Here is a 26,897-nt window from a genome sequence, read left to right as displayed (position 1 = left end):
TTTCCCTTTCCGGCGGTTCCGACTCTACCAGATCCTTTCGGGCCTGATTCCCAGTCAGCGGGGCTTGTCTTCCCGGCTGTTGGGCCGTTCCGACGTCTCAAACTCTAGCGGTTCTTCCCGGTGACTCATAATCGAGTCCTGGAATTGAATTCGGGCATGCCGAAATCGTTCCCGGTGGGATGTCGTGCAGAGTTTGTTTTGCCGCGTCTCAGCGGCGGGAGGTGCTGTCGCAGAACCGTTACGGCTCCGTGGCAACCCGAAGAACCTTACGGATCGGGCGGGTGGCTGTCAAACGCCGTGGTGGAGCGCTCGACCCATCCTTCAACCCGGCGCTCAGTCCAGGTCGGTGAGGCGTCCGCCCGCGTCCGGCTGGGCGTCTTCCACCCTGCGTAGAAGACGAGTCAGTACTTCCCCGAGGGCGCCGCGCTCCTCCTGGGACAGGTCCTGGAGGAGGTCCTCCTCGAAGACCGTGGCCAGGCGCATCGCCTCCAGCCACTTCTCGCGGCCCTCCGCGGTGAGCTCGACGATCACTCGTACGCGGTTGGACTCGTCGCGGTCCCGGGTCACCAGACCCTCCGCCACCATGCGGTCGATGCGGTGGGTCATGGCCGCCGGCGTGAGTCCGAGGCGCTTGGCGAGCTCGCCGGGGCCCATTTGGTACGGGGCGCCGGAGAGGACCAGGGCCTTGAGGACCTCCCACTCGGCGTTGCTGATGCCGAGGGTCGCGGTCTGTCGCCCGTAGGCGACGCTCATGCGCCGGTTGAGGCGGCCGAGGGCCGAGACGATCTCCTCGACCTGGGGGTCGAGGTCCTGGAACTCCCGCTGGTAGGCGGCGATCTGCTCTTCGAGAGTCGGCTCAGAGGGGCCGGGAGTGTCACCCATGGCCGCAGTATGGCACGCCCTTACTTGGCATTGAAGTTCTTCTGTGTGTATTGTTTAGGCTCTAACTTTAGCTTCGAAGTCTTCACGTCTAACTCCTAAGGCAGGTGAAAGTGACCAGGGCGATGGGCGCAGCGATGCGTCGTATTCAGGTCGGCAGCGCGCTGAGCGCGTTCGGCGTCGGGTTCACGGTTCCGTTCCTCTACGTCTACGTGGCGCAGGTGCGGGATCTGGGTGCCAGTACGGCGGGCATCGTGCTCGCCGCGTTTGCCATGGCCGCGCTGATCGTCCTGCCCGTCACCGGGCGCGTCATCGACCGCCGCGGCCCGCTCCCCGTACTCATGGGAGCCGCGCTGACCGCCTCGGTGGGTGCCCTCGCCCTGGGCTTCTCGAACAGTGAGCCGACGGCTATCGTCTCGGCGGCCCTCCTGGGTGCGGGCACCGCGGTGATGCAGCCGGCGCTCGCCACGATGATCGTCTGGTGCTCGACGCCCACCACGCGCACGCGTGCCTTCGCGATGCAGTTCTTCCTGCAGAACCTGGGTCTGGGTATCGGTGGTCTCATCGGCGGGCAGATCGTCGACGAGCACGACCCCGGCAGCTTCATCACGCTGTTCTCCATCGAGGCCGTGATGTTCCTGGTGCTCGCCGCGATCGTCGTCACCGTGCGGCTGCCGCACGCGCCGTCCATCCAGGACTCCGTGCCCAAGGACGGGTCCGCGCCGCAGAGCGGTCTGCGGGCGCTGCTCCGGCACAAGGCGATGGTGCAGCTGTGCGTGCTCGGCTTCGTGCTCTTCTTCGCCTGCTACGGGCAGTTCGAGTCGGGCCTCTCCGCGTACGGCGTGGAGGCGGCCGGGATCTCGCCGTCGACCCTTGGCATCGCGCTCGCCGCCAACACGGCTGTGATCGTCATCGCGCAGTTCGCCGTCCTGAAGTTCGTCGAGCGGCGCAAGCGGTCCCGGGTGATCGCGGCCGTCGGTCTCATCTGGGCCGTCGCGTGGATCGCGGCCGGGTACGCGGGGATGGGCCACGGGAGCCAGGCCATGGCCACCGCCGCGTTCATCTCGACGTACGCGCTCTTCGGGCTCGGTGAGGCGATGCTGTCGCCGACCGTCGCGCCGCTGGTCGCCGATCTGGCGCCCGCCGGGATGGTCGGTCAGTACAACTCGGCCTTCGCCCTGGTGAAGCAGCTGGCGCTCGCGGTCGGTCCCGCGGTCGGCGGTCCGATGGGGGCCGCGCTGCACGGGCCGTACATCGTGACGTTCCTGCTCTTCTCGCTCGGCATCACGGTGCTCGCCGTGCGGCTCGGGCGGCAGCTCACTCCGCTGCAGAACCAGCCGTACGTCGCGAAGAGCCGGGTCGTCGCTCAGGGCACTCCGGAGTCCGAGTCCGCGGAGCCTCTGCCCGCCGGCTCCTAGGCCCTACGCGCGCGGCAGTGCGAACTCGCACCAGACCGCCTTGCCGCCGCCCGGTGTGCGCCGTGAGCCCCAGTTCGAGGCGATCGTGGCGACGATGGCGATGCCGCGTCCCGCCTCGTCCGCGGGCTCCGCGCGGCGGCGGCGCGGGAGGTGGTCGTCGCCGTCCGTGACCTCGATGATCAGGCGGCGGTCCGTGCGGCGCAGGCGAAGGCGCATGGGCGGCGTGCCGTGCTGGAGGGAGTTCGCGACCAGTTCGCTGGCCGCGAGGACTCCCAGGTCGTGCAGTTCGGGCGGGAAGCGCCAGCTGGCGAGGACGCCGGTCGCGAAGGCACGCGCGCGTGGCGCCGCTTCCACGCCACCGAGCAGCTCCAGGGCGGCGTTGCGGAACAGCTCGGCGTCCAGGCCTTTGCGTGCGGGGTGCTGGAGGACCAGGACCGCCACGTCGTCGTCGTGGTCGGCCGTCACCCCCAGGGCGCGGATCAGCCGGTCGCACACCACCTGGGGTGTGCCGGTGGCGCCCGCGAGGGCGCGCTCCAGGGCGGCGACGCCTTCGTCGATGTCCTCGCTGCGCCGCTCGACCAGGCCGTCCGTGTAGAGGACGGCGGTCGAGCCGGGGCCCAGCGGGACCGAGCCCGATGTGTGCAGCCAGCCTCCGGTGCCGAGCGGCGGGCCCGTGGGCTCCTCCGCGCGGTGGATCGTGCCGCCCTCGTCCCGTACGAGGATCGGCAGGTGCCCGGCGGAGGCGTACACGAGGCTGCCTTCGTTCGGGTCGTGCACGGCGTAGACCATGGTGGCGATCTGGCTCGCGTCGATCTCAGCGGCGAGGCCGTCCAGAAGCTGAAGGACCTCGTGCGGAGGCAGGTCGAGGCGGGCGTAGGCGCGCACGGCCGTGCGGAGCTGGCCCATGACGGCGGCCGCTCGGACGCCGCGGCCCATGACGTCGCCGATGACCAGGGCGGTGCGGCCGCCGCCGAGGGTGATCACGTCGTACCAGTCGCCGCCGACCGCGGCCTCCGTGCCGCCCGGTTGGTACGTGGCGGCGATGCGCAGGTCGTCCGGCTGCTCCAACTCCTGGGGAAGAAGCGAGCGTTGCAGGGTGACGGCCGTCTCGCGCTGGGTGCGCTCGCTGGCCCGGAGGCGCTCGCCGGCCTCGGCGTGGTCGGTGACGTCGGCGGCGAAGACGAGGACTCCGTCGTCCTTGAGACCGGCCGCCGAGCCGCTCACGGGGAGCGTGACGGGCGTGCAGGTGAAGGTGTACGACCGGCCGCTCGCCGCCTTGCGGGACTTGACCGTGCGCGGCTTGGAGCTGCGCAGGACCTGGTCCAGGAGGGGCAGCAGGCCGAGCTCGTCCAGCTCGGGGAGCGCGTCGCGGGCGGCCTCGCCCACGGGGCGGTCGCCGAAGGCGGTGGCGTACGCGTCGTTGACGTACGCGATGCGGTGGTCGGGGCCGTGCACCAGGGCGACGAGGGCGGGAATGCGGTCGAGCACCTCGCGGGTCGGCAGTTCGTCGACGCCTGCGGCTTCGGGGGTGAGGGTGGTGCCCTCCTGGCCCCCCTCGGCGCGGGCCGCAGGGACGGAGCTTTCGGCTCGCTGTGGCGGGGAGATCCCCAGGTCGGTGCGCGCCGCGGCGCGGCGCTGCGTTCCGGGGAGCCGGGCGCTCCAGCGCGTGAAGTTCACTGCGGTAGGCCTCGTGATGTCGCTTCTGGATCGGGCGGGGATTTCCGGCGGTCCTGGCCCGCCCATGGTCACACGAACAGTCTGGCCGACCGGACTGACATCCGTCAGACGCCGGTGTCGTGCGGGGAGTTCCTGCCTCCGGTCAGGAGGACTCCTTCGGGCTTCTGCCCCCGGCCGCGAGTTCGAACTCCGCACGCGGGTGCTCGAGCGACCCGAGGGAGACGATCTCGCGTTTGAACAGGCCGGACAGGGTCCATTCGGCGAGCACCCGGGACTTGCGGTTGACGGTGGGCACGCGGCTCAGGTGGTAGACGCGGTGCATGAACCAGGCAGGGTAGCCCTTCAACTTCCGTCCGTAGACATGTGCGACGCCTTTGTGCAGCCCCAGGGATGCGACGGAGCCCACGTACTTGTGCGTGTACTCCTTGAGGGGCTGTTCGCGCAGGGAGGCGGCGATGTTGTCGCCGAGTGTCCTGGCCTGGCGTACGGCGTGCTGGGCGTTGGGGGCGCACTCCTTGCCGGGCTCGGCCGTGACGTCGGGGACGGCTGCCGCGTCTCCCGCGCCCCACGCGTGCGTGACGCCGTCGACCCTCAGCTGTGCGGTGCAGTCGAGGCGGCCGCGTTCGTTCAGCGGCAGGTCGGTCGCGGCGAGCACCGGGTGGGGTTTGACGCCCGCGGTCCACACGACCGTGCGGGTGGGGAAGCGCGAGCCGTCGCTCAGGACGGCGACCCGGTCCTCGCACGAGTCGAGACGGGTCTCCAGGCGTACGTCGATGTTGCGGCGGCGCAGCTCACGGACCGTGTACTTGCCCATCTCCTCGCCGACCTCGGGGAGGATCCGCCCGGAGGCCTCGACGAGGATCCATTTCATGTCCTCGGCCTTGACGTTGTGGTAGTACCGCGCGGCGTAGCGGGCCATGTCCTCCAGCTCGCCGAGCGCCTCGACGCCCGCGTAGCCGCCGCCCACGAAGACGAAGGTGAGCGCCGCGTCGCGGACCGCGGGATCGCGCGTCGACGAGGCGATGTCCATCTGTTCGATGACGTGGTTGCGCAGTCCGATGGCCTCTTCGACGGTCTTGAAGCCGACGCCGTACTCGGCGAGGCCCGGGACGGGCAGGGTGCGCGAGATGGATCCGGGGGCCATGACGATCTCGTCGTACGTGATCTCGACCGCGCCCGAGCCCTCGTCCGCGGTGGCGAGCGTGGTGAAGGAGGCCGTGCGCTTGGCGTGGTCGACCGTCTTGACCTCGCCGATGACGATGCGGCATCTGTCCAGGACGCGGCGGAGCGGGACCACGACGTGGCGCGGCGAGATGGAGCCGGCCGCGGCTTCGGGCAGGAACGGCTGGTAGGTCATATAGGGATCGGGCGTCACCACCACGATCTCCGCTTCGCCCCGCTTCAGCTCCGGCTTCAGCTTCCGCTGGAGGCGCAGCGCGGTGTACATGCCGACGTATCCGCCGCCCACAACGAGAATGCGCACAGGTTCCTTCACCATCCCATGACGCACGCAGCTCTTGAGTTTGTCCACAGCCTCGGCAATTTGTGTGACCGGTCGTCGCGCGCGGCGCGCCGTCGGGGACCTGACAGGGCGTGGGAATGAACCGCAGGTCAGAAGGGGGGACGGGGGGAGAGCGAGGGGGTGCAATCGGGTCGGAATCGGTGCGTACTCCGATCGGGGGGCGGTCCGTGCGGAACCCGCCTCTTCTGAATTGACTCTGGCTCAACTATGTTCGTGTGCTGTCGGGGTGTCGGGGGATGCGCTCGTCGGGTCCAGCTACGGGGCCCGGAATCGGGCTCGCTCCTCACGCTCCGGGTGTCAATGGCGGGGAGTGTCTCCGGGGGGAGACGTCATTACCGGGGGAACGCGTATGCATATTCAGGAATCTCACTGGACTTCGACCACGGCGTCGGCATCGGCTGTCGCCACCAGCGGGAACGGACGCGACATGGGGGACGGACCGCGTTCGACGCCGCTGCGTGTGGACGCACAGCGCAATCTCGAGCATGTTCTTCGCGCGGCGCGCGAGGTCTTCGGCGAGCTGGGTTACGGCGCGCCGATGGAGGACGTGGCCCGGCGCGCACGGGTCGGCGTCGGCACGGTCTACCGCCGCTTCCCCAGCAAGGACGTGCTGGTGCGGCGCATAGCCGAGGAGGAGACCTCCCGGCTGACCGACCAGGCGCGTTCGGCGCTCGGGCAGGAGGACGAACCGTGGTCGGCGCTCTCGCGCTTCCTGCGGACGTCCGTCGCCTCGGGCGCGGGGCGGCTCCTGCCGCCGCAGGTGCTGCGGGTGGGCGTCGCGGACGAGGTCGCGGGGGTGCGGGACGAGGAGGCGCGCGTGCCGCAGCAGCGGCAGGCGGCTGCGGCCGGTCCCGACCTGCGGCTCGTCGAGCAGCGCTCGGCCCCGGCCGAGGAGTCGGCGGCCGACGACCCGGGGGCGGTGGCGCTCCTTGACGTCGTCGGGCGCCTCGTGGAGCGGGCGCGTGCGGCGGGCGAGCTGCGCGCGGACGTGACCGTGTCGGACGTGCTCCTGGTGATAGCGACGGCGGCGCCCTCGCTGCCGGACGCCGCGCAGCAGGCGGCGGCGTCCTCGCGGCTGCTCGACATCCTGCTCGAGGGGCTGCGCTCGCGCCCGTCGGTCTGATTCGGCCTGCCGCCACTCGGGGCGGCTCAACTTCCGGTGCGAGCCCGGAGGTTGAGCCTTCCCCGAATGGGTGAACGGTAGTGCTCGAATACGGGAAGTCACCTCGGACGGGTGGTTGACCGTCATCGCCGTTCGCCGTAGCACGCCCGTATGGCACTCTTTCCCGGATGGCCGGGTCTGAGTGTGCAAGCGGGGGCTTCCGCGATGAGTGGTGACGGGCGGGACGAGTCGTCCTCCGCCTTGGGCGACGAGGCCGCAGGGCTCCCTTCTCGGCAGGTGCCGAGCCAGGGCGGACCTGGATCCGCAGGCGGCTCGGGCGGCCCGGATCCCAGCGTTCCGCCTCAGCGTGCCGTTCCCGTTGCCGGGGACGGTCCGCCGGCCGACAGCGACCTGATCACCCGGATGCGGGCGGGCGACGACACCGCGTACGAAGAGCTGTACCGAAGGCACGCCGAAGCCGTCCGCCGGTATGCCCGCACCTGCTGCCGGGACGCGCACACCGCCGACGACCTCACGGCCGAGGTCTTCGCGCGGATGCTGCAGGCGGTCCGCGGCGGCAGCGGGCCCGAGCACGCGGTGCGCGCCTATCTCCTCACCACGGTGCGCCGCGTCGCCGCCGGGTGGACGAAGTCGGCGAAGCGGGAGCAACTGGTCGAGGACTTCGCGGTGTTCGCGGCGCAGGCCTCGCGCGGCTCCGAGGTCTCCGACGACGACACGCTGGACCTGGGCGCGGACGTGCGCGCGATGCACGAGGCCGAGCAGTCCATGGCCATGCAGGCGTTCCGGAGCCTTCCGGAGCGCTGGCAGGCCGTGCTGTGGCACACGGAGGTCGAGGACGAGTCCCCGAGCGACGTCGCCACGCTCTTCGGGCTCGACGCCAACGGCACCCGGGTGCTCGCCAAGCGGGCGCGCGAGGGTCTGAAGGAGGCGTATCTCCAGGCCCATGTGAGCACCACGCTCACCGCCGACGAGGAGTGCGCGCGGTACGCCGACCGGCTCGGCGCCTACGCACGCGGCAGCCTGCGCACCCGGGCCGAGCGCGGCCTGCGCAAGCACTTGGAGGAGTGCGCCAAGTGCCGCCTGGCCGCGGGCCAGATCAAGGAAGTCGCCAGCGGCATTCCCGGGGTCGTGCCGATCGCGGTCATCGGCTGGTTCGGCGCCGCCGGGTACGCGAAGGTGGCCGCCCTCGTCGGCGGTGGCGCCGCGAGTGCCGCGGGCGCCGGTGCGGCGGGCGCGGCAGCGGCGAGCGGCGGCTCCTCGGGTGGTGCGGCAGGCGGTGCGGCCGCGTCCGAGGGGCTCGGCGCGCCCGCGAAGGCCGGTATCGGGGCGGCCGTGGTCGTCGCGGCGGCGGCCGTGGCACTCGCCCTCACCGCGGGTGGCGGGGACAAGCCCAAGGACCTGCCGAACGCCGAGAATCCCCCGGCCGCCGAACCCGTCGTGCCGAGCAAGCCTCCGCCCCCGAAACCGAAGCCGAAGCCGAAGCCCGAGCAGCCGGTCGCAGAGCCGAAGCCGAAGCCTCCTCCGAAGCCGGCCCCCGAGCCGAAGCCGAAGCCGACCCCGACGCCCACTCCGAAGCCCGAGCCGCCTGCCCCGAAGCCGACGCCGACTGCCACGCCGTCCGAGCCGAAGCCCAAGCCGCCGCCTCCGCCGCCGCCCGCCCCGGCGGTCTACCAGTGGAGCGAGCTGCAGTACGGCGTCGTCGGTGACGGCACCAAGCCCGAGATGCGGCTCGGCGAGAGCAGCTGGGTCTGGCAGCGGTCCGGCCTGTCCATCGCTGACCGGCAGTACGGCCACGGCGTGACCGTCCATGGCCAGTCCTCCGTCACCATCGACCTGAACCGCTCATGCTCGTCGTACGACGCGGTCGTCGGTGTCGACGACATGACGATGGGCCTCGGCAAGGTGCGGTTCTCGATCTTCGGCGACGGTACGCGGCTGTGGCGGTCACCGCTGATCAAGGGCGGGGACGCGGCGGTGCCGGTGCAGGTGAACCTGACCGGGCGCAAGACGATCCGCCTGGTCGTCGAACCGCACTCGCCGTTCGACTCGGCCGCGCTCGCGGACTGGGCACAGTCGCGCTTCCGCTGTACGTAGGCCGCGGGTCAGCTCAGTTCCACACGACGGTGCGGGTCAGCTCAGTTCCACGAGTGCCTCGGCGGCGGTGAGTTCGGTGCCTGCCGCGCGCTCCGCCTCGTACCGCTGCGAACCGAGGGCGGCGAGAGCCTCCGTCTCGATCCGTTCGGCCTCGGCCAGCTCCGGCATCGGGCGCGGATTGCCGCTCCGCAGCCGGGTGCCGAAAGCGAGCAGGCGGGCCGCGCGGGGGTGGTCGCCGACCCTGCTCACCAGGGTGGCTCCGCCCTCCACGAGGGAGGCGATGACCACCTCCGCGCACCGGCTCTCAAGGGCCACCCGCAGTCCGTCGGCGAGCAGGGGCAGTGCTTGCGCCGGGCCGGACTCGGCGGCCACGACCTGGGCCTCAAGGCCCTGAAGCGCCGCGATGAACTGCGGCGGCGGCGTGCCACGCTCGGCGTCGGTGCGGGCCTCCTCGAACAGGGCGCGGGCCTTGGCGACTTCGCCGTCGTCCAGCGCCATCAGCGACTGCAGCGTCCGGATGAACGCCCAGGAGTCCGAAACGCCGTACCGGTCGGCCTCGATGCCTGCCTCATGGAGGGCCTTCTCCGCCAGGTCGCGGTCGCCCTCGCGGTACGCGATCTCGGCGAGGCGGGCGATGAGGAAAGGCGTCTCGGCGTAGGCGCCCACTTCGTAGGCGAGCCGCAGCGCTTCGTCGTACTCGACGCGGGCCTCCGCGTGCAGACAGCGAGCCATCGCGGCCTCGCCCGCGGCACTGGACACCTGGGCGCGCATCCAGCGGTCGCCCGCGCGCCTGCTCAGCTCGCGCAGCTCCGCGAGGTCCTCGTCGACACCGGACAGATTGCCGGGGGCGTCGACGGCCTGGTGCGTGCGGAACATCAGGCTGACGCCGATCTCCCAGTCACCGCCATATCTACGGCAGTTGGCGACCACGTCGTCCAGGCCGGGCCTGGCCGCGTCGGGGCCGTCCAGGAAGTAGGCGGTGAACGGCCAGATGAGTCCGGGGAAGCGGGCCGCCGCCGGCACCGGTTGCGCGAAGGCGTCCCGCACCCGCCTGAGGTACGCGCGGTCCTCGTCGCCCGCCAGCGCTTCCGTCGGCCTTGACTCAGCCACCAGGAAGAAGTGCAGCAGCCGCAGGCTCATCCAGGACCAGTGGAGCGGGTCGCCCGTGTCCTCGGGGATGCCATCGGGCCCGTCGGGCGGCATCGGTGGTGCGAGGCGCAGGATGCCGGCGACCCAGCCCGCGCCCTCCCTGCGGTAGTTCCGCATGGACCAGAACCAACCCACGCTCAGGGCGATGGCCAGGGCGTCCTCACCCTCGCGGGACTCGATGGCACGCTGAAGGGCCGCGCGGATGTTGTCCAGCTCCGTCTCCAGGCGCTGGATCCACGGGAGTTGGTCCGCCGAGCGGAGCAGCGGCTCGGCCTCTTCGACCAGCGCACGGACGTACGCGGTGTGGCGGCGGCCCGCCGCGGTGCGGAGCTCCGGGGTCTCGGCGGCCCGCTCGGACGCGTACTCGTGGATGGTCTCCAGCATGCGGTACCGCATGTCGCCCCTGGGCGTGGGCTCGGCGATGAGCAGGGACTTGTCCACGAGGGCGCCGATGAGGTCGGCGGCGGGCCCGGTGCAGACCGCTTCGGCCGCCGCGAGGTCCCAGCTGCCCGCGAAGACGGACACCTCGCGCAGCACCGTCCGCTCGGGCTCGTCGAGCAGATCCCAGGACCAGTCGACGACGGCCCGCAGGGTCTGCTGGCGGGGCAGGACCGTGCGGCTGCCGCTGGTGAGGAGGCGGAAGCGGTCGTCGAGGCGGTCGGCGATCTGCCGGGGCGAGAGCAGGCGCAGGCGGGCCGCCGCCAGCTCGATGGCGAGCGGGAGGCCATCGAGACGGCGGCAGATCTCCGCGACGGCCTCGGCGTCCTCCTCCGGGTCGAAGTCCGGGCGCACGGCCGTGGCGCGCTCGGCGAAGAGGCGGTGCGCCGGGTCGGGCGGCAGGGGCTCTACGGGGCGGACGAACTCGCCGGGGACGCCCAGGGGTTCGCGGCTGGTGGCGACGACGGTGAGGTCGGGGCAGTGCGTGAGGAGGGTCTGGGCGAGCTCGGCCGCGGCGCCGATGACGTGTTCGCAGTTGTCAAGGAGCAGGAGCAGGCTGCGCGGGGCGCAGTACTCGACGAGCAGGGCGGCCGGGTCCTCCTGCGTCACTGTCATCTCGCTGGTCATCAGCGCGGTTTCGCGCAGACCCAGGGCGCTGACGACAGCTCCCGGAACCGCCTCGGGCCGGTCGAGCGGGGCGAGCTCGGCCAGCCATGCCTGCGGATGCCCGGCGGCGGCTTCCTCGGCGAGGCGGGTCTTGCCGGAGCCGCCGGGGCCGGTGAGGGTGACCAGGCGGGCTCGTCTCATGTCTGAACGGATGGCGGCGAGTTCGGGTTCCCGGCCGACGAAGGAAGTCAGGCGGGGACGGAGGTTCCCTCTCCGCTCCGAACGCTCGTGGCCCCCCGGGCGCTCCGGGGCCTTCGGATGGTTTGCCCCGCCGGTGGTGAACCCCGCTGCCGCCCCCGGGTCCAGCAACTCCGCGTGCAACGCTCGCAGTTCCCGCCCCGGATCAGCGCCGAGCCCCTCGGCGAGCGTGCGGCGCGCGTGCTCGTACGCGGCGAGGGCGTCGGCCCCGCGGCCCGCGTCGCGCAGGGCCCGGATCAGGAGGGCGTGCAGCGCCTCGTCGTACGGCTGGGCGGCGGTGAGCTCTTTCAGCTCCGGTACGACGTCGGAGGCGTGGCCCAGGTGCAGCCGCGCCTCGACGCGTGCGCGGGTCGCCTCGGCGTGCAGCGCTTCGGGGCGGGTGGCCGCGCTGCGGTCGGGCAGGTCGGCGAGGGCGGGGCCGCGCCACAGGGCGAGTGCCTCACCGAGGGTGCGGGCGGCCGACGCCGGGTCGTTGCGTTCGAGTGCCGCCCTTCCCTCGCGTACGAGGCGTTCGAAGCGGTGCAGGTCGATGTCTTCGGGGGTGGCGGTGAGGCGGTAGCCGCCGGGGTCCGAGGCGATGGCGGTCTTGCCGAGGGCACGCCGGAGCCTGCCGACGAGGGCCTGGAGCGCGGCGGTGGCGTCGGTGGGGGGCTCGTCCTGCGCCCATACCTCGGCGATGAGGGTTTCCACGGGGACGGTGCGGTTGGTGCCGAGCGCGAGGGTGGCGAGGAGCGCGCGAAGCCGTCGGCCCCCTACGGGCAGGGACGCTCCTTGTTCGTCGTACGCCTCGGTGGCGCCCAGGATTCTGTACCGCACGGGGTCATTCTCCCTGGCGGGGGCGCGCGAGGCGCGAGGGTTTTCCTTCCCTGGGCGAGCCGCTCCAGGTGCTCCGGTGGTTCTCGGGCTACCGCCCCGCCCCCAAGGCACCCCTCTGCGGCACGACGCTCCCCGTAGGGACAGCTCTCTGCCGCGCGGGCGTGCCCGTCCAGCACGTCCCCCTGCGGGACAGCAGGCGGCGCAGCCACAGCTCCGTGGAGACCAGGTCCGCCAAGCCGTCCAGCGGCAGTGGTTCTCCCTCCGCCGCCGCACGCAGCGCCTTGCGGACGACGCGAGCCTCCACCAGGCCCGCCTGCGCGAGCAGGGGCGTGTCGAAGAGGGCCAGGAGGTCGTCCACCGCCACCCGCAGGCCCGTCCGCGCCGCCGCCGTGGACGACGCGTGGGACGGCGCGCCCCAGCCGGGCGGCAGTTCGGCCACTCCGGCGCCTTCGAGGACCGTACGCAGGATGGCCGCGCGCGCCCCCGGCTGGACGCGCAGGGCGACGGGGAGGGCGCGGCAGGCGCGGACCACCTGGTTGTCCAGGAAGGGGGCGTGCAGGCGCTGGAAGCGGACCTCGGCGGCCTGTTCGAGGACGCGCAGGTCGGCCGCGTGCCTGGCGAGCGCCGCGCGGGCGCGGAATTCGCCGGGGCGCTGGCCGGGTCCGGCGCCGGGACGTCCGGTCGTGTCCTGGAGGCGAACCGATACTTCAGCGAGAGCCTCGCCCGTCAGCCACCGGGCCGCGGGCCCCGGTCTCGCCCACGCGAGAGCGGCGAGGGAGGCCCCCACCGCCCCGCCCGGCTCGTCGAATCGGCGCTGGAGGAGACGGTCGGCGAGCGAATCGACGCCCGCGCGGTAGGACATCCGGGAGAGCTTGCGCGCGGCGCCGTACACGCGCGCGGGGACCATGACGGAGCCCGGGGAGCCATCCGCCTTCGCCAACGCAGCGACGGGGCGCACCAGATGGCGCCGCCTGCGGTCCATCAGGAGGTCGGCGAGGCGGGCCGGATGCGCGTCGAGGACCTGCCGTGCGCCGTACCCCGTGAAGTGGTCCGCGCTGCCCGAGGAGAGCCGCGCACGGTGGCGCTGGGCCGTGACGAGGGTGGCGCTCGGCTCGTCCGTCAGAGGGCCGTCCAAGTCCGCGTACGGGAGGGCCTCTTCGCCCGCGGCGACCACTACGTGATGCAGGCGGGGATTGGCCGCGATGGCGCCCGCCCGCTCCAGCTCGGCCTCACGGCCGTTGATCGCGAGGTCGTTGAAGGTGACGGCAAGGAGCCGCTCCCCCGCGCCCGTGCCGTGGCCGAGGACGGTGCCGGGCATCCCCGGGAGGCCCGCCGCGAGCAGCGCGAGCGTGCCGGACGCGGGCCCTCCGGAGAGGTCGGCGCCGATGCCGGGCACCGGCATCCCGCGCGCCGCGCGCCGCTCTGCGGGACCCATGCCGGGCACGGGCCCGGGGTCGACCTCCGTCGCTCCGGGGACGTGCCGCGGGGCGCCGAGCCGGGCGCGTACCGCCTCCACGAGGGCGTCACGGACACCGTCGACCGCGGTGGTCGCGTCGGCAGCGGGCGCGGCGACCGCGAGGGACGCCACGTGTTCGTACCCGGCGATCTCGCGGGCGCCCGCGCGCAGGATCAGCGCGTGCCCCGGTGGCACACGGCGCACGCCCTGGTAGGGCGTCGAGTCCTGGAGCGCCTCCGGCACGTCGGGCGCCGCCAGGAGCGCCGCGAGGTGGCCGATGTCCAGGTGGGCCTCGATGAGGTCGGCAAGCGGCAGCGCGGCCGTCGCGAAGGCCGTGCCGCCGGCCCAGGGGGTGTAGAAGACGGGGCGCGCGCCCGCGAGGTCGCCCGCGACCATGACGCGCCGCCCGATCTGGACGACCGCGGTGTAGCTCCCTGACCACGCGGTCAGGTGCCGCAGGGCTCCGCCGCGGGCGGCGAACAGGCCGACCCTGAGCTCCTCGTCGCTCGCCCCGCAGGTGCCGAGCACCGCGATGCGCGTCTGCTCGTCGGCCTGCACCGTGCGCACCTCGTCGGCGCGCCAGTCACCCACCGCCCACAGCGGATCCGGGTCGCCCCAAAGGAGTTGGGAGCCCACGGGATGAACGGTCTCGCCGTTCTCGCCGGTGGCCCCGGCCGAGCCCACCACCGAAGGCTTCGCGGCAGTGCTGCTCCACCCCACCAACCACCGCATCGTTGCCTCCACAGGCTGTGGACAACCAGTGCATCGAAGAACTGGGGTCCCATGCTGCCACGAAGGAGGCGCGCGGGAGTGGCTACGGGGGTGCTCACACTCCCGCCGATCTGCCCCGGGGGAGCGGTACTTGAAGGGCACGACCACGCCCTGTTCATTGCGCGGGGGCGCACTGCCCCGGCCTTCACGGGGGCGATTTTCGGCCAAATCAGTCGGTGGCGCTCGCGTGACGGAACCGTAAAAGGCAACACACAGTCCGGGAGGCGTCGTTCGCCCCCCGGACTGGTCCGCCGCCCGCGGGGATGGAGGCGGCGGTGTCCCCCAGCCCACTGACTCCAGCGCAGCGGGCCGACCCACGCACCATCTATGGAAGCGCTCCCCTCATGGCCGGTGAAGAGCGCACACGCAGGCGCACGGCCACACACCCGGAGCACGCCCCGTCACTCCCCCGCTCCCCTACCGGCAACAATCTCGCCATACGGAACTACGCCTCTTAACGCTTGGGATTCGGCGAACTACGCTGTGTGTGCTGATGTTTTCGCGGAGGCATATACCTGGGGGCTCGGCCAAATGCTCTTGCGGCCGAGGTTCCGGGCCACGGCGGTCGTAGTCGCGGACGCCGCTGCCCCTGGGGGAACGCAGCACGCATGCCGCGCGGTCAAGCCATCGCGGCAGCCGTCTGTGTCGAGGGGTGGCGCATGTCCAGGGAGCAACGCGGGCCGAACGAAAAACTCGGCACCGTTCTCGCCCTCGCGGGAATCAGCAATGCGGGACTCGCCCGCCGGGTCAACGACCTCGGCGCACAACGCGGGTTGACGCTTCGATACGACAAGACATCGGTGGCCCGGTGGGTGTCCAAGGGCATGGTGCCGCAAGGCGCTGCCCCGCACCTCATCGCCGCGGCCATCGGCCAGAAGCTCGGCCGTCCCGTTCCGCTGCACGAGATCGGGCTCGCGGACGCCGATCCGGCGCCTGAGGTGGGCCTTGCCTTCCCGCGCGACGTGGGCGCCGCGGTGAAGTCGGCGACCGAGCTCTACCGCCTCGATCTGGCGGGCAGGCGCGCGGGCAGCGGAGGCATCTGGCAGTCGCTCGCCGGCTCCTTCGCGGTGAGCGCGTACGCGACGCCGGCCTCGCGCTGGCTGATAACCCCGGCCGACAGCTCGGTCGCCCGCGACGTCATCCTGGACGAGCCCCGCGAGTTGAGTGGCCACTCCGAAGACAGCGGGCAGCCGATGAAGGTCGGCCACAGCGACGTGGTGAAACTGCGGGAGGCCGCCGAGGACGCCCGCCGCTGGGACTCCAAGTACGGGGGCGGCGACTGGCGTTCGTCGATGGTCCCGGAGTGCCTGCGGGTCGAGGCGGCACCCCTACTGCTCGGTTCGTACTCGGACGAGGTGGGCCGCTCGCTCTTCGGGGCGTCGGCCGAACTGACCCGCCTGGCCGGGTGGATGGCCTTCGACACCGGCCAGCAGGAGGCCGCACAGCGCTACTACATCCAGGCCCTGCGCCTGGCCCGCGCGGCGGCCGACGTCCCCTTAGGGGGCTACGTCCTGGCTTCCATGTCCCTCCAGGCGACCTACCGCGGCTTCGGCGACGAGGGCGTCGACCTCGCGCAGGCGGCCCTGGAGCGCAACCGCGGTCTGGCCACCGCGCGCACGATGAGCTTCTTCCGCCTCGTCGAGGCACGCGCACACGCGCGCGCCAATGACGCGCAGGCGGCCGGAGCGGCCCTCCGGGCGGCCGAGGGCTGGCTGGAGCGTGCCAGGGACGGTGACAACGACCCCTCATGGCTCGGTTTCTACGGATACGACCGCTTCGCGGCGGACGCCGCCGAGTGCTACCGCGACCTGAAGGCGCCCCGCCAGGTGCGGCGCTTCACGGAGCAGGCGCTCAAGCGGCCGACGGAGGAGTTCGTCCGCTCGCACGGGCTTCGGCTCGTGGTGTCGGCGGTCGCCGAGCTGGAGTCGGGGAACCTCGACGCGGCCTGCGAGCAGGGCACACGCGCCCTGGAGGTCGCCGGACGCATCTCGTCCGCGCGGACCACGGAGTACGTGAAGGACCTGCTGCACCGCCTGGAGCCGTACGGGGACGAGCCGCGGGTGGTGGAGCTGCGGGAGCGGGCCCGGCCGCTGCTCGTGGCCCCCGCGTAGTCCGCCCCCCATGCACCGCCGGACCCTGTGCACCGCCGGATCGGCAACAGTATTTACGCCCCTTGTAACCCTGCGGCCCTCGCCGGGTTTGAGGGCGTTGTCAGTGGCGCAGTGCACTATCGGGGTGGGAGGTGATGCGGGATGGTCCGAGCCGTGGCGTACGACTGCGATGTGCTGGTGATCGGCGGCGGGATCGTCGGTCTCTCGACGGCGTATGCCATCACGCGCGCCGCGCCGGGGACACGGGTCACCGTCCTGGAGAAGGAGCCCGGCCCCGCCAGGCACCAGACGGGACGCAACAGCGGGGTGATCCACAGCGGGATCTACTACCGCCCCGACTCCCTCAAGGCGCGGTACGCGGTGCGGGGCGCCGCCGAGATGGTCAAGTTCTGCGCGGAGTACGGCATCGCGCACGAGGTCACCGGCAAGCTGATCGTCGCCACGGAGCGCTCCGAGCTGCCCCGCCTGCACGCCCTCGTCCAGCGCGGCAGGGAGAACGGCATTCCGGTGCGGGAGCTGGGCCCCGCCCAGATAGCGGAGTTCGAACCGGAGGTGCGGGGGCTCGCCGCGATCCAGGTCGGGACGACGGGGATCTGTGACTACGGCTCGGTGGCGGAGCACCTCGCGGACGCCTCGGGGGCCGACGTCCGGTACGGGGCGGAGGTCGTCCGCATCGACCGGCGCAAGTCGCTCGGGGTGGCCGTCCGCACGGCCGACGGCTCGGTGGTGCGGGGAAAGGTCCTGGTCAACTGCGCGGGACTGCACTGCGACCGGGTGGCGATGCTGACCGGCGACGACCCCGGGATGCGGATCGTCCCCTTCCGGGGGGAGTACTTCGACCTGGCGCGGCCCGATCTCGTGCGGGGCCTGGTGTATCCGGTGCCGGACCCGGCCTTCCCCTTCCTCGGGGTGCATCTGACGCGGGGCATCGGCGGCGGGGTCCACGTGGGGCCGAACGCGGTGCCGGCGCTGGCCCGTGAGGGGTACGGATGGGGTGTGGTGCGGCCGCTGGACGTGGCGGGGACGCTGGGCTGGCCGGGGGCCTGGCGGATGGCCTCGCGGCACTGGCGGTATGGGGCGGGGGAGCTTCGGCGCTCCTTCTCCAAGGAGGCGTTCACCACGGCGGTGCGGAGGCTGCTGCCCGCGGTGACTTCGGATGATCTTGTGCCGGTGGCGGCGGGGGTGCGGGCGCAGGCCGTCTTGCGTGACGGGACGCTGGTGGATGACTTCCTCATCCGGGAGGGGGAGCGGGCGGTACACGTCCTCAATGCGCCCTCGCCTGCGGCGACGGCTTCTCTCCCTATCGGGCGGGAAGTGGCTCGGCGGGTGCTGGCGGTTCTGTAGGGCGGTCCCTGCGGGGCAATCCCCAATCCCACCCCTTCCCGAAACCAAGGGGCTCCGCCCCCTGGACCCCCGTACAAGATGTCCTCAAACGCCGGACGGGCTGGACTTCCAGCCCTCCGGCGTTTGAGGAGCGGGGGTCTGGGGGCGGAGCCCCCTGCGCGGCGGAGCCGCCAATAGATGCAGTCGGGAAGGGGCGGGGTTGGGGACAGATAAAATCCCCCCACTGTGTCTGAGTCACCCACCACCCCCAGCCGCCCCCAAGCCCCCCGCCCAAAGGGCGAGCCCCGCTTCCCGGACGGGCCCTCGCCCGACCCCGCAGGCTCACACTTCGAGCGACGGATCCGCAGCTTCCAGCCCCGCAGGAGCCGCGTCACCGCCGGACAGGCGGACGCGCTCCAGCGGCTCTGGCCCAAGTGGGGCCTGGACATCGACGGGCAGCGCACCCTCGACCTCGCCGAGCTGTTCGGCACCGACCACCCCGTCGTACTGGAGATCGGCTTCGGCATGGGCGAGGCCACCGCCCAGATGGCCGCCGACGCCCCGGACACCGGCATCCTCGCCGTGGACGTGCACACCCCGGGACAGGGCAATCTCCTCGGCCTCGCCGAGCGGAACAACCTCACCAACATCCGCGTCGCGAACGGCGACGCCGTCATCCTGCTCCGCGAAATGCTCCCGCCCGCCTCCCTCGACGGCCTCCGCGTCTACTTCCCCGACCCCTGGCCCAAGGCCCGCCACCACAAGCGCCGCATCATCCAGCCCGACTTCCTCGACCTCGCCGCGCCCCGCCTCAAGCCCGGCGCCGTACTGCACTGCGCGACCGACTGGGAGCCGTACGCCGAGCAGATGCTGGAGGTGCTCACCGCGCACCCCGCCTTCGAGAACACCCAGGCCGACGGCGGGTACGCGCCACGGCCCGCCTTCCGTCCCCTCACCCGCTTCGAGGGTCAGGGCCTGGACAAGGGACACGTCGTCCACGACCTGCTGTTCCGCCGCACATCCGGCCAGGAAGACCGGGATACCAGCCAGGACAATCGCGATACCAGCCAGCAGGACTGAGATACCAGCCACCAGGCCCGAGACACCGTCGCGGCCCACCCCCGTCCCTCGTTAGGGTCAACGGGTGGCCACCCCTTCTCCGCACCCGCACCCGCTGATGCCCCCCGCAGGGCCCGCCGGGCTGCGGCACGCGCGCTGGTGGCAGCGGCGGGCGATACGCGCGGCCGCCCTGGTCACGCTGCTCGCCCTGTCAGGCCTTGTGATCCTGGCCCTGGTCAGGGAACAGACCGGCACCGAAGGCTTCCTGGTCGGGCTCGGCCTCGCGACGCTGCCCGTGCCGCTCCTGGTGGCCGCCTTCCGCTGGCTGCAACGCGTCCAGCCGGGCCCCTGGCGCAACCTCCTCTTCGCCTTCGCCTGGGGCGCCTGCGCCGCCGCCCTCATAGCCATCGTCGCGAACAGCTTCGCGACCCGCTGGATAGCCACCGCCACGGCCGACCCCACCAGCGCGGACACCCTCGGCGCGACGGTCATAGCGCCGATCGTCGAGGAGAGCGCGAAAGCCGTGGCCGTACTGCTCGTCTTCCTCTTCCGCAGACGCGAGTTCACCGGCATAGTCGACGGCGTCGTGATCGCCGGAGTGACCGCCACCGGCTTCGCGTTCACCGAGAACATCCTCTACCTCGGCAGCGCCTTCGGCACCGACCAGCTCAACGGCGGGACGGGGCTCGCCTCCGTGACGGCGGCGACCTTCTTCGTACGCGTCGTGATGTCGCCCTTCGCGCACCCGCTCTTCACCGTGCTCACCGGCATCGGCTTCGGCATCGCCGCGCTCAGCGCGGACCGGCAGCACTGGCGGCGCGTCCTGCTGCCGCTCGGCGGACTGCTCCTCGCGATGGGCCTGCACGCCCTGTGGAACGGCTCGGCCAGCTTCGGGGACTACGGCTTCTTCGCCGTGTACGCGACGTGCATGCTCCCCGCGTTCGGACTGCTCACCTGGCTGGTGATCTGGATCAGGCAGCGCGGCCTGCGCATCGTGCGCACCGAACTGCCCGCCTACGTGATCGCGGGCTGGCTCACCGCGCCCGAGCCCTACGCCCTCGGCACGATGCGCGCCCGCACCCTCGCCCGCGACTACGCCTCGTACACCCAGGGCAAGGCCGCAGCGCGCACGGTCGCCCAGTACGAGACGTACGCGACGTCTCTCGCGCTCCTGCGGCACCGGGGACGCCGGGGCAGGGCGGGCGCCGACTTCGTCGTACGGGAGCGGGAGTTGCTGCACGCGCTGTGGGAGCGCCGCGAAGCCGCGCGGCCCGCCCTCACCTACGCGGCGCAGGCGACGGCACCGGTGCTCGTACCGATGCCGCCGCCGTACGGATACCAACAGCACGGATACCAACAGCACGGGTACCGGCAGCCGTACTCACACCCCCACCCGCAGCCGTACCCCCAGCAGCACCCCTACGGATATCCGTACGCCCAGCCCGCGATGCCCTACCCCGCGTACAACCCCTACCGCGGCTGACCGGGCCTCGGCTCAGGCGGAGGCGGCCGTCAGCGCCGACACCTCGGCGGCCGTCAGTTCGAGCTCCCCCACCGCGAGCAGCGCGGGCAGCTGCTCGACCGTACGGGCCGACGCGATCGGCGCCGCCACCGTCGGCTGCGCCGCGAGCCACGCCAGAGCCACGGTCGCGAGCTCAGCGCCGCGCGCCTGGGCGATCTCGTCGAGGGCGGCGAGCACGCGCAGGCCACGGTCGGTGCCCAGGTGCTTGCCCGCGCCCTCGGCCCGCGCGCTGTCGACCTGCGCGCCCGGGCGGTACTTGCCGGTCAGGAAGCCCGAGGCGAGCGCGTAGTACGGGACGGCGGCCAGGCCGGAGCGCGATGCGACCTGCTCCAGCGGGCCCTCGTACGTGTCGCGCGAGACGAGGTTGTAGTGCGGCTGAAGCACCGAGTAGCGCGCGAGGCCCTCGCGGTCGGAGAAGTCCAGGAACTCCTGGAGCCGCTCGGGGGTCACGTTCGACGCGGCGATGGCGCGCACCTTGCCGGACGTCACCAGCTCGTCGAGGGCGCCGATGATCTCCTCGACCGAGACGGTCGGGTCGTCGTAGTGCGTGTAGAAGAGGTCGATGTAGTCGGTGCGCAGGCGGCGCAGCGACTCCTCGACGCCGGACTTGATGGTGTTCGCGGACAGGCCCTTGTAGTCGGGGTGGGCGCCGACCTTGGTGGCGAGCACGACGTCGGAGCGGTTGCCGCGCGCGGCGAGCCAGTTGCCGATGACGGTCTCGGACTCGCCGCCCTTGTTGCCGGGCACCCAGGCCGAGTAGACGTCGGCGGTGTCGATGAAGTTGCCGCCGGCGGCGGTGTAGGCGTCGAGCACGGAGAAGGACTGCGCCTCGTCGGCCGTCCAGCCGAAGACGTTGCCGCCGAGTGCGAGCGGGAAGACCTCGAGGTCGGACGAGCCAAGCTTGCGGAGAGAAGTCATACGGGGCTCAACGCCTGTACGGACCACGGAATTCCGTACAGCGGGACGCCGATTCCATCCGCATACGTAAGCGCGAGCGCGCACGCCGAACCGGCAGCCCTGACGTCGGGGGGTTGTCGTCAGGACCGCCGGGGTATTGGGACTGCCTCAGAAGGGCTGCTTCAGAGGGACTGTTTCAGCGGGGCTGCCTCAAAGCGGCTGCTTCAGAGCGACTGGCCCTTGTCGCGCAGCCACGCCGCCGGGTCGACCCCGGTGGAGTCGCCGCCCGGGTGGACCTCCATGTGGAGGTGCGCCCCGGTGACGTTGCCGGTCGCGCCGACGCGGCCGATGGTCTCGCCGGTGGTGACCTTCTGGCCGACGCTGACGTTCATCGAGGACTGGTGGCAGAACCAGACCTCGGTGCCGTCGTCGAGTTCGAGGACCGTGCGGTAGCCGTACGCCCCCGCCCAGCCGGCCTCCTTGATGGTGCCGGAGTGGACGGCCTTGATGGGCGTGCCCGTGGGAGCCGCGAAGTCCAGGCCGGTGTGGTAGCCGGAGGACCACATGGAGCCGGGCTGACCGAAGGTGCCGGTGAGCGTGTACGAGGCGACGGGGAGGGTGTAGCTCTTCGCGAGCTTGGCCAGGCGCTCCGCCTCGGCCTTCTTCTTCGCGGCCTCTTCGGCCTTCTTCTTCGCGGCGGCCTTCTCTGCGGCGATCTTCTTCTCGGCCGCGGACTGCTTGGCGGCGGCCTGCGCGGCGGCCTGCTTGACGGCGGCTTCTTCGGCCGCCTTCTGGACCGCGTCGTCCGCCTGGTCCTGCTGGTTCTCGGCCTGCTCCATGATGCGGGCCCGCAGTGCCTCGCCCGCGTCCGTGGTGCCCTGCTCGGCGTCGGCGGTGCTGAGTCCGGCGGCGCTGAGGGGCGCGGCGGCGGTCGTCACGCCGTTGTCCGCGGAGCCCGAGTCGGACGAGTCGTCGGATATCAAAGAGCCCACGCCAGGAAGCGACTTGGCCTCCGGCAGCGAGTCCGTGACGGCCGAGAGGTCCGGCATCTCGATGGCCACCGGGGGCTTGCCGCCCTGCGCGGTGGCGATGCCGCCCGCGCCGACGGCGGCGATGACGCCTACGCCGAGAACCGTGGAGCTGCGGGCGAGCCCGCCACCGCCCCGCTTGTGGACGCGGTGCCTGCCGCGGACGGGACGGATGGACTCCTCGGTGGGATTCCATTCCTCCCAGGAATTGTCGTCGTACCCACCGAAATCGTCGTCATTCGGTACGTACACGCCTTGGGGGGCAGGGCGGTTGGACGCCACTGGGGCGCACTCCTTTCCTTCCTTCTCGCCTACCGGGTTAGCTGACGGGTTCGGAGCAGGAAGGTCTCCTACGAACGTCTGGCACGGATGCACAGATGCCCGATTCACCCCAATTAGTGGTTCCCCGGCTCCCTTTCGGGATTAGGCGCGTGCGCGCGGAGCCGACTCGAGTGACGGCTGGGACGACCGCGCTGCGTTATCGAACGTTAATAGACAGCAGGGCTGTATTCCAAGCTGTTCCGACTGATCGTTAACGTCTTTGGCCCGTACTTATCGGGACACCGGGGTCTGGAACGGGGCGAGTTGACCCCACTTCTTCACACACCGGAGCTTCACATCTCCTTGACAGTGCGTCAGTTGTTATGCGGAGTGGTGTTCTTCGGTCACGGCCGGTGACATCGGCCGCCGCACCGCGAGCAGCGCCATGTCGTCGGTCCCTCCGCCCCCGGTGTGCCGCCGCACTTCCTCGACGAGCGTGGCCAGGAGCGCGTCAGGTCCGTAGGGCCCGGGGAAGATCCGGCCGCCGAGCCGGGCCGCCGGGTTGTAGAACTCGCCCCGGATGTCACGCGCCTCGGAGAGCCCGTCGGTGTAGAGCAGCAGCATCGCCCCCGGCGGGAACTCCGTCTCGTCCGCGCGGTCGGGCCAGGCGCCCAGGTCGCCCATCCCGAGCGGCAGCGCGGGCTCGGTGGCGGACAGGACGCACAGCCGCCCGTCGCCGCGCAGGAGCAGCGGCCCCGGGTGCCCGCGGTTGATGAGGCGCACCGGGCCGTCGCCGTGCGGGATCTCCGCGAGGACAGCGGTGGTGAACCCCTCGAAGGCGTCGAGCCCGTCGCGCCGCGTGCCCTCGCGCGCCAGGGCCCGCTCCAGGCGCTGCGCCACGGCCTCCAGCGTGGCCTCCTGCTCGGCGGCCTCCCGGAACGCCCCGATCACGACGGCGACGGCCGCGACCGCGCCCATGCCCTTCCCCCGTACGTCGCCCACGATGACGCGTACGCCGTGCGGGGTGTCCTGCACGGCGTACAGATCACCCCCGATGAACGCGTCCGCCTCCGCGGCCTCGTACCGCGCCGCGACATCGAGCCCGCCGATCCGGGGGTCCGGCTGCGGCAGTACGGCGCGCTGGGCGGCCTCGGCGATGGAGCGGGCGGAGGCGAGCTGTTTGTCGCTGCGGCGTACGACGCGGTTGATGACGACAGCGAGGACGGCGACGGTCACCACCGTGATCAGTTCGGTGACGGCCTCGACGTCGGTGGCGGTGTTGTTCTTGAAGTGCAGGGCGAGCACGGCGGCGCAGGAGCAGGCGCCGATGAGGGTGGTGCCGATCAGCGAGTAGAAGGGCGCGGCGACGAGCGGGGCGGCGGTGAAGAGGGGCACGGCGGTGAACCTGGGCGGGGTCGAGATGTCGTACACGACCCCGACGAGGATGAGCAGCAGGGGGAGGGCCCGCACGAGCGCACGCTCGTGCCGGACATCGGGACGCTTGCCGCCGCCCCCGCCGCCGCTTCCTTCTCGCTGCCCCACTCACTCAGGGTTCCCGGTGGGGCGACGCGGGGCGACCGGTGTGGGCCGAGCGGGTTACGGCGGATGGGCCGGCCGCAACGGAAACCCGCGCCCCGACGGAAACTGTGCCTCGCCGGAAAACACCGAAGGCCCGGATCCATTTCTGGATCCGGGCCTTCGGTCTTTAGTAGCGGGGACAGGATTTGAACCTGCGACCTCTGGGTTATGAGCCCAGCGAGCTACCGAGCTGCTCCACCCCGCGCCGTTGAATGCAACTCTACGCCATCAGGGGGAGTGAAAGCGAACCGGTTGCGCGGCGGCCGCTGCTCGCGCGCCGCGACATGGGCGGGATACGCGGTCCAGCTGCGCCTTGCTGACCAGCATCGGCACGAGCACGCGCCCACCATCGCTGTTCGAAGCCGATTACCTCACCATCGAACACACGAAAATCTATGGTGGCTGGAGTAGACATTGGGCGGTGGTGTGGTTATGGTTTCTCTCGTAACCCAGAGAGACAGCAGGGCCTGGCAGAGACGAACTGCCGGGCAGCAGTACCCGCAAGTGCAGTTCGCAGGACGGTGCGGTGGTGGAGTTCCGAAGCCAGAGCGGTTGCAGGACGGCGACGGGACTGACGACCGGACCGGGTGGCCCGCAGTGATCAGGGGCCGCCGTGAGCAGTACCGCAGTTGAAGCAAGTGCAGTTCGCATCACCAGCAGTTCGCAACACCAGCAGTACGCATCACCAGCAGTTCGCAGTACCCGTAAGTAAGCAAGTGATCAAAGAGGGAAGAACGGAGGAGCCGAGCGCCATCAGGAGGATCGCCCGGGCGGCATCTTGAGCCCGGGTACCGCAGGACATCGATAGTGAGGTGGTCTCCGGTCAAGCAACCGCGATCCCGGCAGTCCCGACAGCATCTCGGTCGGGTCTGCGGAAACAGAAGGCCGGCGCAGCAACAGGGCCGGCAGATGGTGTAGCAGTTCCTTCGGGGCCCGGGTGCCGTACAGCACCCGGGCCCCTCCACGCGTTCCATAGAGAGGTGCAAGTGACAGCAGACGATTCCTTCGGGCGTCTCGACGACGACGACTACCCCGCCTACACCATGGGCCGGGCCGCCGAAATACTCGGCACCACCCAAGGCTTCCTCCGCGCCATCGGAGAAGCCCGCCTCATCACCCCGCTCCGCTCCGCGGGCGGACACCGCCGCTACTCCCGCTACCAACTGCGCATCGCCGCCCGCGCCCGAGAGCTCGTCGACCAGGGCACCCCCATCGAGGCCGCCTGCCGCATCGTCATCCTCGAAGATCAGCTCGAAGAAGCCCAGCGCATCAACGCCGAACACCGCCACCGCGCCGCCGAATCAGCGACGCCGACAGCCACGAGTCAGAACGGCTGAGCCCCGCGACTGCGGGTGTGCTCGCTCTCGCTGCTCGCTCGCGCTACTCGCTGTCCGCTTTGTCGGTCTGTGGTCGGGCGGGGCCGGTGACAGGCGTCAGCCCGGCCTCGATGACGTCCCGGGCGACGCTGCTGAGCAGGATCCGGTTACGCCGGGCGTGCTGGCGCAGGGCGTCGAACGCCTGGTTGAGGGTGGTGTTGCTGCGGACCGCGAGAACGCCCTTCGCCTGCTCGATGACGATGCGGCTCTGCAGGGCGGTGTGGAGTTGTTCGTTGACGGTGTGCTGCTGGCGTAGCGTGCGGGCCTGGATCAGGCCGATGGTGGCGGCATCGGCGAGCGCCTGGGCGAGTGCGAGGTCGTCAGCCTTCAGGGGCAGGTCTCCGGTGCGCAGCAGGAGCAGGCTGCCGATGTTCTCCCGGCGCAGACGCATCGGCACCGCGCTGGCCAGGGTGTAGCCGCCGGCCTGTAGCTGTGGGGTGAATTGCGGCCAGCGTGCGGCCGCGTCGGCCGCGCTCGACGCGGTGACCGGCTGGGCGGTCGCGTGAGCGTCCACGGCCGGGCCCTGGGCGCAGGCGGCTTCCAGGATGCGCTGCAGGGCGGGACTCGGGTCGCAGGGCGCGGGGCTGTGCAGGCGCAGGCTGGGGTGGGCCAGGAAGACCGCGGCATCGGTGACATCAAGGATCTCCTGGCAGCGGACGGTCATCTGGTGCAGAAAATCGATGACGTCGAAGTCCTCCACCAACGTGTCGGCCAGCTCCACGAAGGTACGGGCGATGTGCTGTTCCCTGCTCATGGGTGCACTCCTTGAGCCCCGCGCAGAGCGTGGCCGGAGCCCTTGACCGGGCGGTTCGATGTCATCGCGGGAGCTCCTGCTGAATCACGGTGTGGGCGGTGTCCGACAGGGACCGGCCGGAGGAGTAGGCCCGGGCGCGCAGCCGGTCCAGGGCTTCGGCCAGCGAAACGCCGAGTGTCTCGCTGAGGACGCCGGTGGCGTGGTGCACTTCGGCCCGGTGCAGATCCACCGCTCCTACGTGCCCCGGGCCATTACCGGCGGCGGTGCTGACCGGCCAGCGGTTCAGTACGTGCTGGGCCAGCGCGTCGGCGACCAACTGCCCCTGTGACAACTGCTGCCCGGTGAGCGGACCTACCGTGCGCCGGTAGCCGGTCATCGTCCCCGCCTGCACGGCGCCGATGTACACGGGCCAGACGAACAGGGCCGCGATCCCCAATTCCTCGGCCTCAGCGACGAACTGGGGCCAGCGCCGGGCCAGCACGCGGCCGAGGTCGGGCAATTCGCGTACCTCTGTTTCGTCGAGGAAGGACTTGCTGGGCCCCTGCCCGAGGACGAACTGCAGGTCCTCCAGGCGCGCACTGGTCTCATCGCTGAACCACACCAGCTCCTGCCCCAAGGCGACGGCGATTCCGCCAAGGCCCAGTGCCTGCGCGCAGGCAACCGCCCACCCCCGGCGCTGTTCCTGGTTCGCCGCCGCGGGCAGGCTGTCCAGGAGCTCACCGACCGTCGAACCCATACTCTCCGACCCCGCATCCGTCGGTCCCATGCGGCGCGGCGAGGC

18 protein-coding genes, 1 tRNA gene and 1 riboswitch are annotated in these 26,897 nt (G+C 71.6%); of the genes, 8 read left to right on the top strand and 11 right to left on the bottom strand.

The window, feature by feature from the left end; genetic code table 11:
• Window positions 1-333: 333 nt before the first annotated feature.
• Window positions 334-882: a MarR family winged helix-turn-helix transcriptional regulator gene (locus ACWGI2_RS28025; protein ID WP_453691628.1), complete on the bottom strand. Its 549-nt coding sequence runs from the start codon at window positions 880-882 to the stop codon at window positions 334-336.
• 122 nt (window positions 883-1,004) lie between these two features.
• Between ACWGI2_RS28025 and ACWGI2_RS28020 the strand changes: the two genes are divergently transcribed.
• A complete protein-coding gene (locus tag ACWGI2_RS28020) occupies window positions 1,005-2,297 on the top strand; it encodes an MDR family MFS transporter (protein WP_453396541.1) in 1,293 nt (430 codons plus the stop codon).
• 3 nt (window positions 2,298-2,300) lie between these two features.
• Here ACWGI2_RS28020 and ACWGI2_RS28015 read toward each other — a convergent pair whose 3' ends face one another.
• Both ACWGI2_RS28015 and ACWGI2_RS28010 read right to left on the bottom strand, forming a co-directional pair.
• A complete protein-coding gene (locus ACWGI2_RS28015) occupies window positions 2,301-3,974 on the bottom strand; it encodes an ATP-binding SpoIIE family protein phosphatase (protein WP_453698279.1) in 1,674 nt (557 codons plus the stop codon).
• A 142-nt stretch (window positions 3,975-4,116) separates the two neighbouring features.
• Window positions 4,117-5,472, bottom strand: a complete 1,356-nt coding sequence (locus ACWGI2_RS28010; RefSeq protein WP_453698278.1) for an NAD(P)/FAD-dependent oxidoreductase — start codon at window positions 5,470-5,472, stop codon at window positions 4,117-4,119.
• Between the two features lie 373 nt (window positions 5,473-5,845).
• On the opposite strand from ACWGI2_RS28010, the gene ACWGI2_RS28005 reads away from it, so the two are divergent.
• Both ACWGI2_RS28005 and ACWGI2_RS28000 read left to right on the top strand, forming a co-directional pair.
• Window positions 5,846-6,619: a TetR/AcrR family transcriptional regulator gene (locus ACWGI2_RS28005; protein ID WP_453698277.1), complete on the top strand. Its 774-nt coding sequence runs from the start codon at window positions 5,846-5,848 to the stop codon at window positions 6,617-6,619.
• A gap of 204 nt (window positions 6,620-6,823) precedes the next feature.
• On the top strand, window positions 6,824-8,713 hold the full coding sequence (locus ACWGI2_RS28000) for a sigma-70 family RNA polymerase sigma factor (protein WP_453698275.1): 1,890 nt from the start codon (window positions 6,824-6,826) through the stop codon (window positions 8,711-8,713).
• 36 nt (window positions 8,714-8,749) lie between these two features.
• On the opposite strand, the gene ACWGI2_RS27995 is transcribed toward ACWGI2_RS28000, so the two are convergent.
• Both ACWGI2_RS27995 and ACWGI2_RS27990 read right to left on the bottom strand, forming a co-directional pair.
• The gene (locus ACWGI2_RS27995) at window positions 8,750-11,980 is read right to left on the bottom strand and encodes an AfsR/SARP family transcriptional regulator (RefSeq protein ID WP_453698274.1); all 3,231 of its coding nucleotides are present in this window, start codon (window positions 11,978-11,980) and stop codon (window positions 8,750-8,752) included.
• Between the two features lie 88 nt (window positions 11,981-12,068).
• Window positions 12,069-14,168: an asparagine synthase-related protein gene (locus tag ACWGI2_RS27990; RefSeq protein ID WP_453698273.1), complete on the bottom strand. Its 2,100-nt coding sequence runs from the start codon at window positions 14,166-14,168 to the stop codon at window positions 12,069-12,071.
• A 698-nt stretch (window positions 14,169-14,866) separates the two neighbouring features.
• Between ACWGI2_RS27990 and ACWGI2_RS27985 the strand changes: the two genes are divergently transcribed.
• The 4 genes from ACWGI2_RS27985 (at window position 14,867) to ACWGI2_RS27970 (ending at window position 20,183) form a co-directional block, all read left to right on the top strand.
• Window positions 14,867-16,318 (top strand): MFS transporter, encoded by a 1,452-nt coding sequence (locus ACWGI2_RS27985; RefSeq protein ID WP_453396548.1) that lies wholly within the window; start codon window positions 14,867-14,869, stop codon window positions 16,316-16,318.
• Between the two features lie 141 nt (window positions 16,319-16,459).
• Complete coding sequence (lhgO, locus tag ACWGI2_RS27980; RefSeq protein WP_453698272.1) at window positions 16,460-17,662, top strand: L-2-hydroxyglutarate oxidase; 1,203 nt, start codon at window positions 16,460-16,462, stop codon at window positions 17,660-17,662.
• Window positions 17,663-17,887: 225 nt separating this feature from the next.
• Window positions 17,888-18,721 carry a tRNA (guanosine(46)-N7)-methyltransferase TrmB gene (gene trmB / locus ACWGI2_RS27975; RefSeq protein ID WP_453698270.1) on the top strand — a complete coding sequence of 278 codons (834 nt, stop codon included), beginning with the start codon at window positions 17,888-17,890 and terminating at the stop codon, window positions 18,719-18,721.
• Window positions 18,722-18,785: 64 nt separating this feature from the next.
• A complete protein-coding gene (locus ACWGI2_RS27970) occupies window positions 18,786-20,183 on the top strand; it encodes a PrsW family glutamic-type intramembrane protease (protein ID WP_453698268.1) in 1,398 nt (465 codons plus the stop codon).
• Between the two features lie 12 nt (window positions 20,184-20,195).
• Here ACWGI2_RS27970 and ACWGI2_RS27965 read toward each other — a convergent pair whose 3' ends face one another.
• The 4 genes from ACWGI2_RS27965 to ACWGI2_RS27950 all read right to left on the bottom strand — a co-directional run bounded on the left by ACWGI2_RS27965 (window position 20,196) and on the right by ACWGI2_RS27950 (window position 24,191).
• Window positions 20,196-21,140: an aldo/keto reductase gene (locus tag ACWGI2_RS27965; protein ID WP_453698267.1), complete on the bottom strand. Its 945-nt coding sequence runs from the start codon at window positions 21,138-21,140 to the stop codon at window positions 20,196-20,198.
• 203 nt (window positions 21,141-21,343) lie between these two features.
• Window positions 21,344-22,429 carry a M23 family metallopeptidase gene (locus ACWGI2_RS27960; protein ID WP_453698265.1) on the bottom strand — a complete coding sequence of 362 codons (1,086 nt, stop codon included), beginning with the start codon at window positions 22,427-22,429 and terminating at the stop codon, window positions 21,344-21,346.
• Window positions 22,430-22,440: 11 nt separating this feature from the next.
• A riboswitch (cyclic di-AMP (ydaO/yuaA leader) is annotated at window positions 22,441-22,587 on the bottom strand.
• A gap of 202 nt (window positions 22,588-22,789) precedes the next feature.
• On the bottom strand, window positions 22,790-23,950 hold the full coding sequence (locus tag ACWGI2_RS27955) for a PP2C family protein-serine/threonine phosphatase (protein WP_453698263.1): 1,161 nt from the start codon (window positions 23,948-23,950) through the stop codon (window positions 22,790-22,792).
• Between the two features lie 167 nt (window positions 23,951-24,117).
• A tRNA-Met gene (locus tag ACWGI2_RS27950) sits at window positions 24,118-24,191 on the bottom strand.
• Window positions 24,192-24,972: 781 nt separating this feature from the next.
• Here ACWGI2_RS27950 and ACWGI2_RS27945 point away from each other — a divergent pair.
• Window positions 24,973-25,323, top strand: a complete 351-nt coding sequence (locus tag ACWGI2_RS27945) for a helix-turn-helix domain-containing protein (RefSeq protein WP_453698262.1) — start codon at window positions 24,973-24,975, stop codon at window positions 25,321-25,323.
• Window positions 25,324-25,366: 43 nt separating this feature from the next.
• Here ACWGI2_RS27945 and ACWGI2_RS27940 read toward each other — a convergent pair whose 3' ends face one another.
• Together ACWGI2_RS27940 and ACWGI2_RS27935 are read right to left on the bottom strand one after the other, a co-directional pair.
• Complete coding sequence (locus ACWGI2_RS27940) at window positions 25,367-26,116, bottom strand: ANTAR domain-containing protein (RefSeq protein ID WP_453698260.1); 750 nt, start codon at window positions 26,114-26,116, stop codon at window positions 25,367-25,369.
• 61 nt (window positions 26,117-26,177) lie between these two features.
• Window positions 26,178-26,852 (bottom strand): ANTAR domain-containing protein, encoded by a 675-nt coding sequence (locus ACWGI2_RS27935; RefSeq protein WP_453396558.1) that lies wholly within the window; start codon window positions 26,850-26,852, stop codon window positions 26,178-26,180.
• Between the last annotated feature and the right edge of the window lie 45 nt (window positions 26,853-26,897).

The organism is Streptomyces sp. NPDC054866 (assembly GCF_053610745.1).
Note: the sequence above shows the minus strand (reverse complement) of the source record. Positions and strands in the feature narration are given on the sequence as shown.